A 15,052-nucleotide genomic window follows, 5' to 3' on the forward strand; every position below is an offset into this window, starting at 1 on the left:
AACCAACGTCTCCACTCAGGACTCGGTTACAAGACCCCCAGCGAGGTCTACACCGAGTACCTAAACCGGCAGCAAGCAGCGTAGGTCAAGCCACCAAGCAGCTGTCCGGGAAGATCGAGGCCCCTCAGTCAAACGACCGGTGTATTCGGGTTGAGGGAAATTACGTGCGTTCGGCACGAGACGGCGGACGAAGGTGATCTCGAAGGCGTCCATGTCGGGTTTCCGGCGCATGGTCGAGTGTTTGTGGCCGGCGCCGGTCGTGTCGAGGCTCATGGTCGCCATTCGGGTTTCGAGTCCTCAGCGTTCCCACGCCGGACACCATGCCAGTCATCAGACGCGCTTCCATGATCAGGAGTCACACCAAACGTTTACAGTTCTTCATCAGTCGCGAACGAGGCGGTCATTACTGGTCAGCGGGTTGATGCTCGGAGGCTGTGGTAGCGGTGGGTGCGGCTCATGCTGAATACTGCGGCGATTTGCTCGGTGTTGAGGTGTTCGCGCGGGTTAGGGCCCAGTCGATCGAGGTTGGTAGCGGCGATGGTGTGGTCTTCGTGGGCGTGGTGGCGCGTCTCGGTGAGCCGGGCCAGTCGACGGTGGAGCCAGTATTCTTGCCGACGTAGATTCGTTCGTTCGGGATTCGGTGCTTGCGCAGGGCGTCGATTTGACGTTCAAGACCCTGATCTGTGGTGGACACGCGAGCGTAGCCGAGTTACATCACGCATCGCGCTCTTCCCGGCCTGCCGACTTTCGCTGCGGGGGCGGCGATGTCCGCGCACTGGTCACGCAGTAGGTGCGGCGTAGTCATGTCGTCGTGCTCGACTGGGTCGCCCTCGGCTGCTCGGCCGCCGTGGCGCCGAACGCCAGGCGGCGCCTGGCGTCGAGCTGGATATCCCCGTAGTGCGCCATCTTCGAGGTGGACAGCGGGGTCGAAGGACTCCGCCGGGTACAGCGACATGGCCTTTCGGCCTGGATCGGATCTGCGGGATGCAGTACGCACCCCGGTTGGCCAATATTCGGCCGTCCGAGGCTTCGCAGCGAAACCCGCGGGCGGGTCGGTATCAGGCAGGCCACGGCCGGCACCACGAAGCAGCTCACCGTGCACACGGCGAGCACCGGGTTGGCGCCACAGGTCTCGATCGCCGGGGCGATCAGGGCGAACCGGCCGGTGCCAGACCGTAGGACAGCAGGAAGTCCAACGACGACACACGGGCCAGCTTGTCCGGCGCCACCTCCCGCTGCGTCGCGGTGAACCACGGCACATTGACAACTCGATGCCGAGGCCTGCGACCACGTACGCCGCCACGACCATCTCTGGGTGCACCGGCACCAGCAGGCACAGCGGCGCGAACCCATAGCAGGCGAGGCTCGCGAGCGCGACCCACTGAACGCGCGGTCAGCACCGCGCCGACCGCGTACCCGGTGGTAGTCGCGGCGAGCACCACCTCGGTGCTGTACCGGTCACGGCTCACATATTACCCCGGTCGAGCGTGAAAGACTCCACGAAACCGGAACACGCAGTAGCGGGGCAGTGCCACACTGTCCCGTCAAGCGCGAGTCAACCTAAATGTCTCTCGGCAACACGACATCAATCATTACCTGAGAAAGCTAGCACTACCGACCAATCGCCCCCGCCCCCTCCGGAAATAGTTGGTCGATTAGCGGGAATACTCCATACCACAGCAGTGCGGCCCACCCAATTATGAGCGCAGAAATAACGATGAATCGCACGATCTTTGGGCAGCGCAAACGCCGCCAGACGTAGGCAATCAGACCTAACCCCCTCCTAGCTCAATTGGACGCTCCTGCGCCTTTGATGATGTGCGCACCAAATCGCCCGTCACCACCAGACGTTCATAGTTGTCCCACCTTGGATTACAGGTGGTAAGTACTATCTTAGATTCCGTCGGGACTACACCCGGGCGCCCGGGAACAGGTGCCAGCACCTCAGTCGCACTCGGCGATACGATCTGCGAACTGCTCACACGGTACACATACCAATCACTTCTTCCTTCGATCACGACACTGTCGCCAGCGTGAACCTTATCCAGATCCCAGAACATTCCTACAGATCTGTGGCCGGCAACAGAAAAATTTCCGACTTCCCCTGGCTTTTGCGTTCCTATGTAGTGTCCTGGGCCACGCTTCAAGTGCCCCAGGTCAGTTCCTTCTAAAACCGTCCAATGCATTCCTAAAATCGGTATATAAAGCCGCACTAGTGGCTCACCCTTATTACTTACCGTCTGGCCTTCAGCAGCAGCGCGTGGCGCGGGAATCCCTGGCGCGGGCCCCCTTGACGCGATGGATGGCGACGTCGAGTTGCGAGCACTCTCACCCTGCGACGAGACTCCGTCCCAACTTTGGCTAAGCTGCTGGTCAAGCTGCGCCTGATCTGCAGTCAGCTCACCAACTTTGCCCCAGGTCTCGTACGCAACAAATAGAAGCAAGCTAAGACCTAGACAAATTGCGAACTCGCAGATGACGAGTAGGGTCTTGTACGACTTCACGCAAGTTCCCAACTCAGGCGCGTAAGCAGTGATGCACGCCTGACTGTCACTAGCCGCAGTGTCTCGCGATCAGGCTCGATCCGCGCGAATTTCACGGCTACTTGAGCAAATTACTGGCCACACATAAACCGGTTTCAACCCTCCTGCCGTCACAGGCAGTGAACAGCAGCCCTGCGGGAATCACCTAGCCGCGATCATCCATCTGATACGGCACCCACGTGTCCTCGTAGAACACAGCAGACAACCGCAAAGCAGTCACTACCCAGAACCGGGGTCGCCGATCACACATTCCCAGCGACAACACCTCGAGAAGTTGATATCAATTGATTTGACAAACTTCTCAGTCGCCACGATGCTACGTCGCAGTGCCGAATCATCCCGCATCGCCTACGATATCTACCCTGATCACCACTGAGCCGATAGAGTGTCCGTCGTAGTTGCTGCACACACGCCGCGTCGGACTTTGACTGCGTCCCCTCCCTCGACGCAGCACCTCACGCCACCGATTCGGTTGCACCCGCAGCCCTGGTCGGCACACCCCGTAGCGCGACTGCAAGATCATGCAAGACTCGGGCACCGGTGGCGGCGAGTTCAGCCGCCCGGTACCGTTGATATTCGGGGATAGCACGGTTCACGGATCGCCCCTGCTCTCTATGTAGCTCGTCTTGCAGCTTGCGCCCTTCCGTAAGAACTACGTTTAGCATGGTAAGCAAGGTCCGTCCGATATCGTTGCCGCGAACCGCCAAATCCTCGTTCAGCTGCCTTAGGCTATCGATACGAACAGGGGCGACAGTCTTCTTTTCGGCCGTCTGAGCCAATTTCGGCAAGCGCTCTATTACTCCCCCCGCTGCACGCTGATTCCCCTCGCGGATCACGTTATGAGCCGAGCCGATCGAAATACCCGCACTCTCGGCGAGCTCACGCACTGTGACCTTCGGATTATCGGCTACAATTCTGCGCGCCCGTTCTTTCTTCACATCAGCCGCGGCCGTCGTGGCAGGATGGCGCTTGCCATCACGGCCGACTCGTAACGCATCCGACTCGGAAGGCTCGCTGATTCGGCGGCGAACCGACTCGATTAGACGTTGGCCGATTCCGGTTTCCTCAGAGATGCGCCGGGTTGACAGGTCCGACCGCTGTCGCAAAACCCGCTCCACCGCAGCTTCCTGATCCACTCGCGACAACCGCCGTCCATGACTGCTGTTGGCACGAATCGAGAACAGCATCACCTCGTCCTCGCTCCCATCCAAGAAGCGCACCGCGATCGTGGTACGTCCCTGTAGCCTCGCTGCCGCGAGCCGATGGTTTCCGTCCACAACACACATGGTCGGCCGGTGCACCACAATGGGGGGAGTTGAGGACGCGATCTCGGCAAGCTCTTCAACGTACTCACGTTCCAAGCCAGCGACCCGCGGAGTCCACCCTTCCTGCAGATCATCGATGGGGACTACTTCCACTGGCAATGTAGCGGTTGTGTGAAACGCCACCTCTGCTGCCACGGTGCTACCTCTACGTTAAATGGGTTCGGTTGATGGTATCGCATACGGTAGCCAAGAATTGGCCGGGGTTCAACGTTGCCTCGTCAGTAGCCAGCCTTGGTTACCTTCAACCATGACAATTCAGGCATATTTGTACTTTTCCTAATCCAAACTGGTGATTCTCCAAAGATCCCACAATAAGACGACTGCGTGGAAACTTTCACTCATTTTAGTTTGCGCATATGATCGAAAGATGGTCCACTGTCTCGTGCCTCCCGTTGCTGACGATCGGTTAGCAAGGGAAGTGGGTCGGCGAGCAGACGCGCGCCCAACGAGCACAGGGCAGCAGACCATCGCCGAGCAACACAAGAGAACGTCATAGCCACGCTCGTCGGCTAACAGGATTAACTTAGCGAACACAGTTCGGCGAGCTATTCCTGTTGCTTTGAAAAGGGGTCGCGCCAGATGACCAGTATTCTTCCTCGAGGTATTGCCATGACACCAACTGACGTATCAGTCGAGTTCGGCCGATGACCCGACAAGAGTGGATGTTAAGTTTTGGCAAGTTGTTGCGTAGTACACGTCAAGCTCGTGACCTCTCGATCTCAGCAGTTGCCTCACGAATGTCGCCTCCGGTGTCCATGCAAGCGATCAGCTCCTACGAGCATGGCGAACGCACGTGTTCCCTCCTGCGCTTCTACGAGTTATGCGAAGCACTTGATGCCTCGCCGACCGAATTTCTTTCCGCTATGCCGTACCGCAAAGACGTCCCCAACGCCGTTGAGCTAGACCTCCGCGCCGTGGTCCACGACCGCCAACCACGCCTTACCCCTTTGCGGCGCTGGGCAGCCGTCCACCTCAGCGAGTCGAGAAGCAGGAAGGTCACAATCTGGCTGAGCCCGCCTGCAATCCAACTGATCGCGGAGCTGTGTGGCATGGACGTTCGAACCTTTGTTGCCCACGTGCAACAACTCATCCGGTGACGCTCGGCCATCTGGTCGCACACCTGCTCAATTTTACAAGCGCGATCGCCTCCTAACCTCTCGTGTCGCAACGCGCCCTCTCGACAAGACGTTTGGGCGTCAGTCACAAGTTACGTTACCGTTAGCGTATAACTAAGGCAAGCCCGCACGTCTGCCACCCGCGCCCTAGACCCAGGAGTCAATCTGGGAGCGATGCCCTGCCATGGACTGACTCCAACCGTCGGCGCTCGATCGCGCCGCGAGGAGCAAGCTGCCGCTGCTCCCGGAACACCGTCCAGGTCGTCGGAATCTCGTCTCTTTAGCGCGAGAGCAGTTCCGCCGCGCTATAAGCTGGGGCTTACTTCTTGACTCTCACGCGAGATACCCACGCCCACATCAGCTTCACGTAGTCGTCACAGCTGTCGTGATCCCAACCAGCAGGCCGACAGTTGAGGCGCTAACGCCGCGACGCACAGTAACGGCGTTAGCTTGAGAATCGATGGGTGATTGACGCTCAAGCTCGCGATCGACTTCCGACACACTCCGGCTGCATGACGGGAACCGGGACTGCCGGACCACGCAGCCAGGGAGGGGTGCCCACGGTCAGCTCAGCATCTGGGCATAGGCCTCGGGTCGGCGTGCCTTCGTCACCGCGGCGGCACCGGCGCCGGCAGCGAAACAAGCGACAACCGCGACCTCGACCCAGATGGCCCCGGCCGCGCCGCTAACGACCAATGGGAACTTGGCGATCACGAGGAGGAGGACCATGCCTAGGCCTGCGAGCGAGAGGATCGGAGCGATGGTCGAGTTCCACATCGGGTCGTCGTGCCGGTTACGTCGGTGGAACACGATCACGGAGAGGCTGGTGAGAACCATCATCACAATGATGCCCAGTGTCGCGGAGCCGGAGAGCCACGTGTAGATCTCGGTCACCGGATCGAGGCCTGCCAGCGTGAGCGAGCCGAAGATGACGACGGTCGTCAGGGTGACGACGAGGGAGGCCTGCGACGGAGCCCGGTGCTTTGCGTGCGCCCGGCCGAGCCACGCCGGCAGCAAGCGTGCTCTGGCCAGACTGAACTGGTATCGCGTGACCACGTTGTGGAATGACAGCACGCACGCGAAGATACTGGTCACGAGCAGTATCTGGATGATGGGCCGCAGGACGGCTCCCCCGTAGTGGGCGGCGAGGTCCGTCATCAGCTTTGCCGGATCAGCCGCGGCGGTGGCGGCCACGTGCTCGGTCCCCGTGCCGACGGCCTGGGCCCAGGAAGTGAACGCGTAGAGCACTCCGATGAAGAGAACCGCGATATAGGTCGCGCGCGGGATGGTGCGGTTCGGGTCCCTCGCCTCGCTGCGGAAGACGGCGGTAGCTTCGAATCCGAAGAAGGCGAAGAAGGCGAACATCAAGCCGGGCCCGGGCGCCCCGTCGAAGGCGCGGGCCGGATTGAGCGGCGTCGCAGATAGGCCAGCTTTTCCGCCGTGCACTGTAATCGCCGCGTCGACCACGACGATGACGAGGACTTCGAGGATGAGAAAGAGCCCGAGCACTTTCGCACTGACGTCGATGTCGCGGTAGCCCAGGCAGGCCACGACGGCGACGGCCACCAGTGAAAAGACCCACCAGCTGATCGTCACGCCGAGGTCGGCCTGAACGAGGGCGGCCACCGCGACGCCCAGATACGCGATGAGACCGACTAGCATCACCGTATAGGACGCGAGCGCCAGCGACGCAGTCCCGGCGGCGGGAATCTTACCCAGCCCGGCCTTGACGTAGGCGTAGAACGCGCCAGCGTTCGGTACATAACGGCTCATCAGGGTGTACCCGACGGCGAATAAAGAGAGGATCACGGTCGCGCCGACGAAGTACACCGGGGCGGAAGCATTGCCACTGACGCTGAACACTGTCGGCAGCACCACGGACGCGGCGCCGAGAGGGGCCACGGCCGCGATCACCATGCAGACGATCGATCCTACGCCGAGCCCGCGGTGCGGCAGCGTGTCGGCTTCTCGCGTGCCCGCCTCGGCGGCCGAGAGGTCATTATTTCCAGCCATCGTGCCTGTTCTCCTTCGGTATGAGTTCTGCCACCCCATCGGACTTCGCGAGCCCGCGCGTTCTCGGCACGCATTGTCTATACAAAGGCGTTTGCCCTAGTCAGTCACTCTAAGGCAAACGCCCAAGTTTCATTATGTGCTCGTCCGGTCGATCCGTGAGGGCTTGCTACGGTCGGACCGGGCATTTGCCTGAGCTGTCGAGACAACGAGAGGTGCGGCGCCGTGGCCCGGATGACGGTTAGGGAACGCAGGCGTCGCCTGTTGGCGGCGGCCGCCGAGGTAATCAGCCGAGACGGCATCGCGAGCACGACGACCCGCGCCATCACTGACGAGGCCGGCATGCCGCGCGGGACGTTCCACTATTGCTTCGAATCGAAAAATCAGCTGCTCGGGGAGTTGGTGAAGAGCCACGTCAGGGACATGGTGCAGGCGGCCGTCAACGATTGGGATGACGACAGGCCGCTCACGGAGAACCTCACGGCGGGGCTGAACGCCTTCCTCAGCGTGGGCAGTTCCCACCCACAGAAGGAGTTGATCAGTTATGACCTGACGCTCTACGCGCTGCGGTCGGACGATCCGACGATGGCAACCACGCAGTACGAGGACTACGATCGGCAGGGCGCGGTGTATCTCGAGATCGTGGCGGACCGGGCCGGAATCGACTGGACGGCACCCATTTCCGTGCTCGCGCGCATGTTCACGTCCATGATCGACGGCGCGATGCTGCACTGGCTGACCGATCGAGACCTCGCCGCTACCCGTGCGTCGATCGAGGCCTTTGCCTCCGCGCTCGCGGGCCTGGCGCAACCCCGCCGTCGCGGCAGGCGCAGCGGTACTGGTCGTCGAAAGGAAACGGGCGACGGTAGCCCGGCAGGCGTTTGACAGCTTCGTCAAGCGGCGGCCCGATAGTCCAGCTACCCCGTCTGGGAGGTCCGGTGGGAAGTTCATGTCGGCCGCCTCGCCGATGAAAACGACCGGTGCATGAGAATCCCGCAGTAGGGCGACCGCCTTAGGGCGATTGACCAAGGCGTATGCCCTAGAACATACTGGGCGCACTTCACCGGGTGGCGCACTGCGGACGTCAGAAGGGCTCCGTCGTTGTGCGAATCCGATCCAGCGCGGGAGACGAAATGACCAAACCGGAAGAGCGAGTCTGCATCGTCGGAGCCGGCCCCTCCGGCCTGGTGGTCGCGCGGCGGTTGCGTGCCGCCGGCGTGCCGTTCGACCTGTTCGAAAAGCACTCTGACGTCGGCGGAATCTGGGACCCGGCGAACGAGGGCAGCCCGGTGTACCGGAGCGCGCACTTCATTAGCTCCAAGTACTCAAGCGGGTTCTACGGCCACCCGATGCCCGCCGACTACCCGGATTACCCGTCCTGGCGCCAGATCCTCGACTACATCCGGCAGTTCGCGAAATCGGAGAACCTCTACGCCCACATCACCTTCAACACCGAGGTCGACCGTGCCAACCTACTCGACGACGGAACGTGGGAGGTCACCATCGGGGGCGAGAAGCGCCGCTACCGGGCACTCGTCGCGGCGCCGGGCGTCACCTGGCATCCGAACATCGTCGAACTGCCCGGCCGCGAAACATTCGACGGACAAGTCATGCATTCCGCGGAGTACTACGACACCTCCACGTTCGCGGGTAAACGCGTGCTCATCGTCGGGGGCGGCAATTCCGGGGTCGACATCGCCTGTGACGCCGCGGCCAGCGCGGACAAGGCTTTCTTGAGCGTCCGTCGCGGGTATCGGTACGTCCCCAAGCATATCTTCGGCGTTCCGCTCGACGTCTTTCTGAACTACGGCGGGAAGCCGCCCGCCGGAGTCAAGATCCCCGCCGACCCGAGCGACCTCATCGACGCGCTGGTCGGCGACTTGACCCGCTACGGTCTGCCCGCACCTGACCACGACTTGCTGGCCACGCACCCCATCGTCAACGGCCAGGTCGTTCACTACCTCCAGCACGGCGACCTCACCGCGAAGCCGGACGTAGCGCGGCTGGAGGGCGGCGACGTGGTTTTCGCCAACGGCACCCGGGAGCAGGTCGACGTGGTCGTGCTCGCCACCGGTTACGAGTACAGAATCCCGTTCGTGGACGAAGCACTGTTCGAGTGGAAGAACGGCCACCCGCAGCTATACCTGAACGTCTTCAATCGCAAGGTCGACTCGCTCTACGTGGTCGGGTTTATCGAGTTCGCCGACGCCGCGTACCACCGGTTCGAGGAGATGGCGCAGCTGGTCGCTTTGGACCTGACCCTCGAGGGCGCCGACAAAGAGGCATTCTCGGAGATGAAACGCTCTCACGAGCCGAACCTGCGAGGCGACATGGAGTACCTCGACATTCCTCGCAACGCCAACTACGTCGAGACGCACGCCTACCAGGCGGTGGTGGCCGAGATCCGACATCGGTTCGGCGTCACTGATCTGCGTGAGCAGTTTGCCGCCGCTGACAGCAACCCCGCGTACTGAACCTGATTCGCCCAGAGCATAGGAACACTGACACCATGGGCATTTTCGAGGACAAGATCTGCGTCGTGACCGGCGCCGCGTCCGGTATTGGTCTGGCCACAGCAGCGCTCTTCGCTCGGGAGGGCGGTCGGCTCGTGCTGGCCGACCTCACCGATGCGAGTGAGGTGGCGAACGAACTCGGCGCGACGTTCGTGAAAACCGACGTCCGCGAGCCCGCGGACGTGGAGCACCTCTTCGCCGCGGCTGTCGCACGGCACGGCCGAGTGGACGTGCTCGTGAACAACGCTGGGACCATTACCGAGGTCGAGCTCGACGAGGCGAGTCCCGCCGACTTCGAGCTTCATCTCGGCGTCAACACCGTCGGCGTATTCTTGGGGATCAAGTACGGTGCACGAGCGATGTCGGCGGGCTCGGCCATCGTCAACACCGCTTCCGCGGCAGGCAACATCGGTCTCCGCGGTTACGGCCCCTACGCGGCGTCCAAGGCGGCCGTCATCTCACTGACCCGGGTCGCGGCCATCGAGTACGGTGGCCGCGGCATCCGTGTCAACTGCGTCTGCCCGAGTTCTGTCGACACCCCCATGCTCGCCGCACAGGCGAACGGGGACCTCGAACGACAGATCAGCAAGCTCGCCGCGCCGTCGGGGGCGGCAATCACCGCCGACCAAGTCGCCGACGTCATCGCCTTCCTGTCATCGTCGAAGTCTTCGGCGATCACCGGGCAAGCGCTCACGATCGACGCAGGCATGTCGGCCGGCTACTCCGACGGGCTGCTTGAGACCGTCGCGACAGGCATCGGGCGGTGATCATGGAACGCTGGACCGCAGGTGGCGCTGGTCCACCGGAACCAGCCGTGCGAACGGTATCGGTCGGGCGGTCGCCCTGCGGCTCGCGCGTAGTGGTGCGGCTGTGGGGGTCACCCACCTGGCCTCCGACCTTGGCGAGATCGGTATCGGGGACGGCCCGACCGACTCATCGGGCGGCCAAGTCAGTGAATCCGGTTGATCTTCTTTTGCGGAGACGCCGGCGGGTCCAGCCGAGCATCCGTTTCGCCGCGTCCGGATCCTCGAGAGAACTCAGCGTACGAACACTGTGTGCACACCGGCCCAGTACCGTGTTCGCAGCACGCTCGTCGGACGGCCGCACCGAGACCCACCTTCCCGGCCGCCTCGAGCGGAACGCCCGGTGTAGGGAACACTATTGCCCTCAACCTGAATGTCGGCAATTTCGTCGCCGTCCAGGTAACAGCACCATGTCTCATGCACCCGAGCATGCGGCTCACCGCCAGAACGCTGCATACCGACAGCAGGTTACTATCGTTGCGCTGGTCCGGTAGCAGGCTTCGTCCGCACTGTCCGTGTAAGAGAAGTCCGCATGGCTCGGGCTCAACGGACAAGCCAGCCTCGGCCGCCCCGACAGCTGCGATGACCTTGTTGGCGATGCGACCGCGGTCCGACAGCTCGAAGCCGTTGGCCAGCACCCATTCGCGGATCGCCTTAGAGGCCCTAACAAGGTCGTGTGATGTATCGCAAGGTGGTGATGCAGGTGGCGAGACCGAAGAGGGTTTCGTGGATGTCGTCGCGGCGATCCCAGCGGATGCGTAGTCGTTCATGCCGTGGTACGAAGCCACAGGGCTCGATGTGCGCCCACAGCCCATCCGGCACGATCCACGGCGGCTGCTCACCATCCCTCACGGCCGACAATCGTAGATCAACATCCGTGCGAGACGGAAGACATCAAATCATTCCGTGGGTCCAAGCCATTGCTGCACGCTACGCAATTGCCACTAGCACGCATAGGCATCCGCTGAGAGACCGACCGGCTTGGGTCGAGCAACGACAAAGATGGCGGCTACCCCCAACCGCCGCTGTTAATCTGGGACAGTGGTCGACCGCACCGGGCAACCATGACGAGGCCGCTCTGTGCCCGGCGCGGCCGCCGCCACCTCGCTCCTAGTGGGGGGCAAGCGCGATGACGTGAGTACCTGTCTACACGGAGATCGGCGCCTATTCCACTCTGTTGTCTGAACATCGCCTTCGTCTGTCGTCCATGACCCGGTGGTATCGTGCATCTTCACCTCGGCCGGCGTTCAGGTGTGCAAGCAACGCACCTGAACACCGCAGGAAAGTAGGCCAGTTGCTCAGAACTTCCGCTGATCACGGCAAGGTAAGCGGTGATCCGTAGACGATGTCGAACTAGGCGCGCCCGTGAGTGGCATCGTGACGCGGGCCTTGGCTTTCCGATTGCCACCTTGTCCAGGTTGGTGGACGTCATGGGCAGGCACGGCGATTACCACGTTCCGCACGTCAAAGGAAGCGACATCCTCTACCATACGGTGGCGCGATGTAGGTACAGTGACCGCATCCATGACGTGCGTGCACCGCGGCTTCCGGTGCGCGGCACGGACCACCTGGGCGGACCAATAAGGCTGTCGCAATTCTGATCGTCGATCGCGATTCGTCACTACCGGAGAACTCCTGCGGCTCCGACAGTAGGCCAATCATGGCCGCGATAGTAGTGGCATCGCCAATTCACTACGGTCGCCCGAAATGTGGATTGTCGTCCCGCTCGACATGACTAGCCACGATCACCCGGAAGCGGTTCTCGATTCCAAGACCCGGTCCTCACCGTTGATCGCCAACCCGAGAACCGTCATGGCAACTCGGCGCCTTAAACCAACTAACGCCAGGCTATATTACACGAGCGACAGAACGAACTGCGACTGCTTCACGCCAGCGGCTACGCAAAGTGCCAATACGCGCAGAGGCTAATTTAGAAACTGGTCACGCAGCCCTGCCAGAGGAAATTAGCCACCCGTTACGTCGCGCGATCGAAACTGCTTCGAACACCGATCCGGCCCCCAACTTGATCTTCGCTGTTGTCAGGTGGTTTCTGACGGTGCCCACAGCCAAGTTCAAGGCAGCAGAAATCCCACTGGGCAAGTCACCGTCCGAGGTCTTCTTTAAGACTTCGCGCTCTCTTTCACTTAGCGGACTCGGGCCAACAGTAAGCGCCTGAAGAACTAGTGACTGACTGATTGCCACACGGCCCTCCTTGACTGAGCGAACGGCAGAAATTAGATCTCCCAGAGAGTTGTGTGTATCTGATAGAAATCCTTGTATTCCGGACCTGGCCGCATCGAGTGCAACCGCAGGGAAGTTAGTTGGCGCAATAAGGATGACCTTCGCGTTCCGCCCTCGCGCCCTAACCCTCCTGGCACACTCGAGGCCGAGTCCATCTTCCCTGAGTTCCACAATAACGACATCCGGCCGCGATTGAGCCATGATAGATAAAATATCGCCCGAAAGGTCTACATTAGCGACTACGTTCATGTCTTCCAGTCCATTAAGCGCCTCCACAAGTGCGTCGCGAGCAATTGCTCTGTCAGCACAAATAAGGATGTTGATCACTTCAGTGCCCCTTCAGGTAACAGGAACCAATAAGTCAGGAATGCATACGCGATATGAGGATGTCAGGAGAATATTGCGCTCTAGATGGATGCCACCGAACACAGCTTGTGAACGCAGTCGAATTCGCCCCAAGAGCGATCCCTTCGCGAACCCATAAGCCCGGGAGAGCTCTACGGAATGGCACCGAGTGCAAGTCCTCGACCGACAACGGAACGAACATGTACCCCAACACGTGCCGAGCCTTCCAGCTTCGCTCCTATGCCTCATCGAGGGGTAGTGGTAGCCCGTGCGGTGTGGGTCTTGAGGCTGGTGGTTGCGGGGTTCACCAATGGAGGTGAGCGGACGTGGGTAAACCGAAGATGCTTGCGCGTGCACTGGAGTGAGGGCGGCGCGGAAGCTGGTGAGGATATGAGGTTCACCTGGGGTCTGGCCCGACTGCGGGCGCGGCGGGCAGGAGGCTCGGTCCTGGTTACGGCGGCGACAGGGTAAGTACGGGAGGTGATCCACGCGTTCACCGAGTCGCGGTTCGCGGCATGGTCCCCACCATGGAGCAGCGGTCCGCCTGGTCAGTTCGGCCTGGCCGCCCGTGGCCAGATCTGCCACCTCGCGGAGGTATCGTCGCAGGCGAAGACTGCCTAGAAAGCCAGCAAGGATCCAGACTTCGCACCCTAGAAAATCCGCATCCTCGATCTCCACGATCACCCACCGCAAGATGAGCGGGTGATCTGCGTCGATGAGTCCGGACCGTTGAACGTGCAACCCAGGCAGGGGCGCGGCTGGTTCCGCCACGGCGAGCCGGCTCGGCAACTGATCTCCACACCCAGCAAGACATCGTGGTTGAATCCGGACGAGTGCGTCTCCACTGCGATCCGTCACATCACCCCCTCGCTGCCAGCGATAGCCCTAGCCACTCCCTCAGGAAACTGCCTTAACCGGCTGCACCCGCCGGCACAAGCCCAGTGCCTCCCCGGACGCAACTTCACCATCGACTCCAAGATCCGCCACTCGGACTACCTGTCCAACGCTGCTTGACAGAAGCACTAGAGGAACACAACCCCCAAGACAAGCTGGGCCACCCTGGTGCGACATAATAGGAGAGGTGGGCCAGTTTCATGGAATCCTAGATATTATTTCATGACAGCCATGGCAATGTGATGCCTGCTACAGCTTGGATTCCGTCGGCGTGAAGCAGCTTGAGGTGGGCTTGTTCCTCCCACACTAACCCTTGCAACGCACTACCATCAGCCTGGCTGACCGAGAGTTCGCTTTAAACCCGGGCTGTGACCGATTGCGGCAATCTCGGTGTTGGGCCTGAGGGTCCCGGGCCCCCTGGCGTTGAGTCAGACCGACTCTTAGAGCTGCTGCGGATGGTCGCAAAGCGGGCCCGTGGCGAGTAGAAGGCCAGCAGTGGCCGCATGACCTATCCAAGGGTGTACCGCCGGTTGGAACCAGGGTGCCGTCCCCGACCGCCAATGTTCATCGGGGAGTGGACCTAGCGCGGATACTCGTGTAGAAACACCACCGCGCCGTTCCCGTTATCTCGCCAGGTGTGGGGTGGCGCGGGTCGCGTCGGCTAGCCGCGTTCAGGACTGCATTGGCGGTAGCCGACGCGACCATTCCATCATTAGGTCGTATCACGGCCGGGCAGGCATACGTCCTCGAGCAACGCGTCGATTGTCTCCGGCGCGAACGCCTCCGCCAGCCCGCGGACTCCTCAGACTCGCGAGACACACCGCCGACTTGCACAGTCGACCTGACGCTCCCCGGCGTGGCCCCCACCGTGGACAGCGGCCGGCCTCGTCAGTTCCGGCCTGGCCGCCTGTGACCAGATCTGCCGCCTTGCCGAGGTTTAGTGGCAGGCGAAGAAGACCTGGAATGCCAGCAAGGTCACCACTGCCTTTCGCCACCCTGCGCATCAACTTCCGGGACTAGTACTCCAGCCGGACTTCGTGATGTCGCTGGTGGGCTGCCCGAAAACAGGTGCGGCCACCAGTTGATCATGGTCGGTTGTGTGGACTAACCCTGATCGGCTGGTGGCCGCAGGCCCTAGCGTAAACCCTGACCGGTGGGCGGTGATGTTCGAGGAGATGATCAGCCGGATCGCCGGCCGGTTCACCCGCGTCGAACCCCGCCGACGTGCACGAGCACTGCTGCTCGGGTTGCTGTCGGACCTGC

The 15,052-nt window shown here is 61.6% G+C and carries 9 protein-coding genes and 1 pseudogene; 4 read left to right on the plus strand and 6 right to left on the minus strand.

Translation table 11 applies throughout. The features are described 5' to 3' along the window. Window positions 1–454: 454 nt before the first annotated feature. The 4 genes and pseudogenes from ACLARN_RS43435 to ACLARN_RS43450 all read right to left on the minus strand — a co-directional run bounded on the left by ACLARN_RS43435 (window position 455) and on the right by ACLARN_RS43450 (window position 4,003). Window positions 455–694, minus strand: coding sequence for a hypothetical protein (locus ACLARN_RS43435; protein ID WP_409497338.1), 240 nt, complete (start codon window positions 692–694; stop codon window positions 455–457). A 356-nt stretch (window positions 695–1,050) separates the two neighbouring features. After that, window positions 1,051–1,469: pseudogene (locus ACLARN_RS43440) on the minus strand (MFS transporter); the annotation flags it as partial. Window positions 1,470–1,772: 303 nt separating this feature from the next. After that, window positions 1,773–2,504, minus strand: coding sequence for a class E sortase (locus ACLARN_RS43445; RefSeq protein WP_409497339.1), 732 nt, complete (start codon window positions 2,502–2,504; stop codon window positions 1,773–1,775). 494 nt (window positions 2,505–2,998) lie between these two features. Continuing rightward, window positions 2,999–4,003: a ParB N-terminal domain-containing protein gene (locus ACLARN_RS43450; RefSeq protein ID WP_409497340.1), complete on the minus strand. Its 1,005-nt coding sequence runs from the start codon at window positions 4,001–4,003 to the stop codon at window positions 2,999–3,001. Between the two features lie 527 nt (window positions 4,004–4,530). On the opposite strand from ACLARN_RS43450, the gene ACLARN_RS43455 reads away from it, so the two are divergent. Further along, entirely contained in the window at window positions 4,531–4,965 is a 435-nt protein-coding gene (locus ACLARN_RS43455) for a helix-turn-helix domain-containing protein (RefSeq protein ID WP_409497345.1), read from the plus strand. Between the two features lie 582 nt (window positions 4,966–5,547). On the opposite strand, the gene ACLARN_RS43460 is transcribed toward ACLARN_RS43455, so the two are convergent. Beyond that, a complete protein-coding gene (locus tag ACLARN_RS43460) occupies window positions 5,548–6,996 on the minus strand; it encodes an APC family permease (protein WP_409497341.1) in 1,449 nt (482 codons plus the stop codon). Between the two features lie 231 nt (window positions 6,997–7,227). Between ACLARN_RS43460 and ACLARN_RS43465 the strand changes: the two genes are divergently transcribed. The 3 genes from ACLARN_RS43465 to ACLARN_RS43475 all read left to right on the plus strand — a co-directional run bounded on the left by ACLARN_RS43465 (window position 7,228) and on the right by ACLARN_RS43475 (window position 10,273). After that, a complete protein-coding gene (locus ACLARN_RS43465) occupies window positions 7,228–7,878 on the plus strand; it encodes a TetR/AcrR family transcriptional regulator (protein WP_409497346.1) in 651 nt (216 codons plus the stop codon). 248 nt (window positions 7,879–8,126) lie between these two features. After that, window positions 8,127–9,467 carry a flavin-containing monooxygenase gene (locus ACLARN_RS43470; protein ID WP_409497342.1) on the plus strand — a complete coding sequence of 447 codons (1,341 nt, stop codon included), beginning with the start codon at window positions 8,127–8,129 and terminating at the stop codon, window positions 9,465–9,467. A gap of 35 nt (window positions 9,468–9,502) precedes the next feature. After that, the gene (locus ACLARN_RS43475; RefSeq protein ID WP_409497343.1) at window positions 9,503–10,273 is read left to right on the plus strand and encodes an SDR family NAD(P)-dependent oxidoreductase; all 771 of its coding nucleotides are present in this window, start codon (window positions 9,503–9,505) and stop codon (window positions 10,271–10,273) included. 1,977 nt (window positions 10,274–12,250) lie between these two features. Here ACLARN_RS43475 and ACLARN_RS43480 read toward each other — a convergent pair. Beyond that, entirely contained in the window at window positions 12,251–12,877 is a 627-nt protein-coding gene (locus tag ACLARN_RS43480) for a LuxR C-terminal-related transcriptional regulator (protein ID WP_409497344.1), read from the minus strand. Between the last annotated feature and the right edge of the window lie 2,175 nt (window positions 12,878–15,052).

The organism is Amycolatopsis sp. cmx-11-12, from assembly GCF_046269425.1.
Taxonomy (GTDB): domain Bacteria; phylum Actinomycetota; class Actinomycetes; order Mycobacteriales; family Pseudonocardiaceae; genus Amycolatopsis.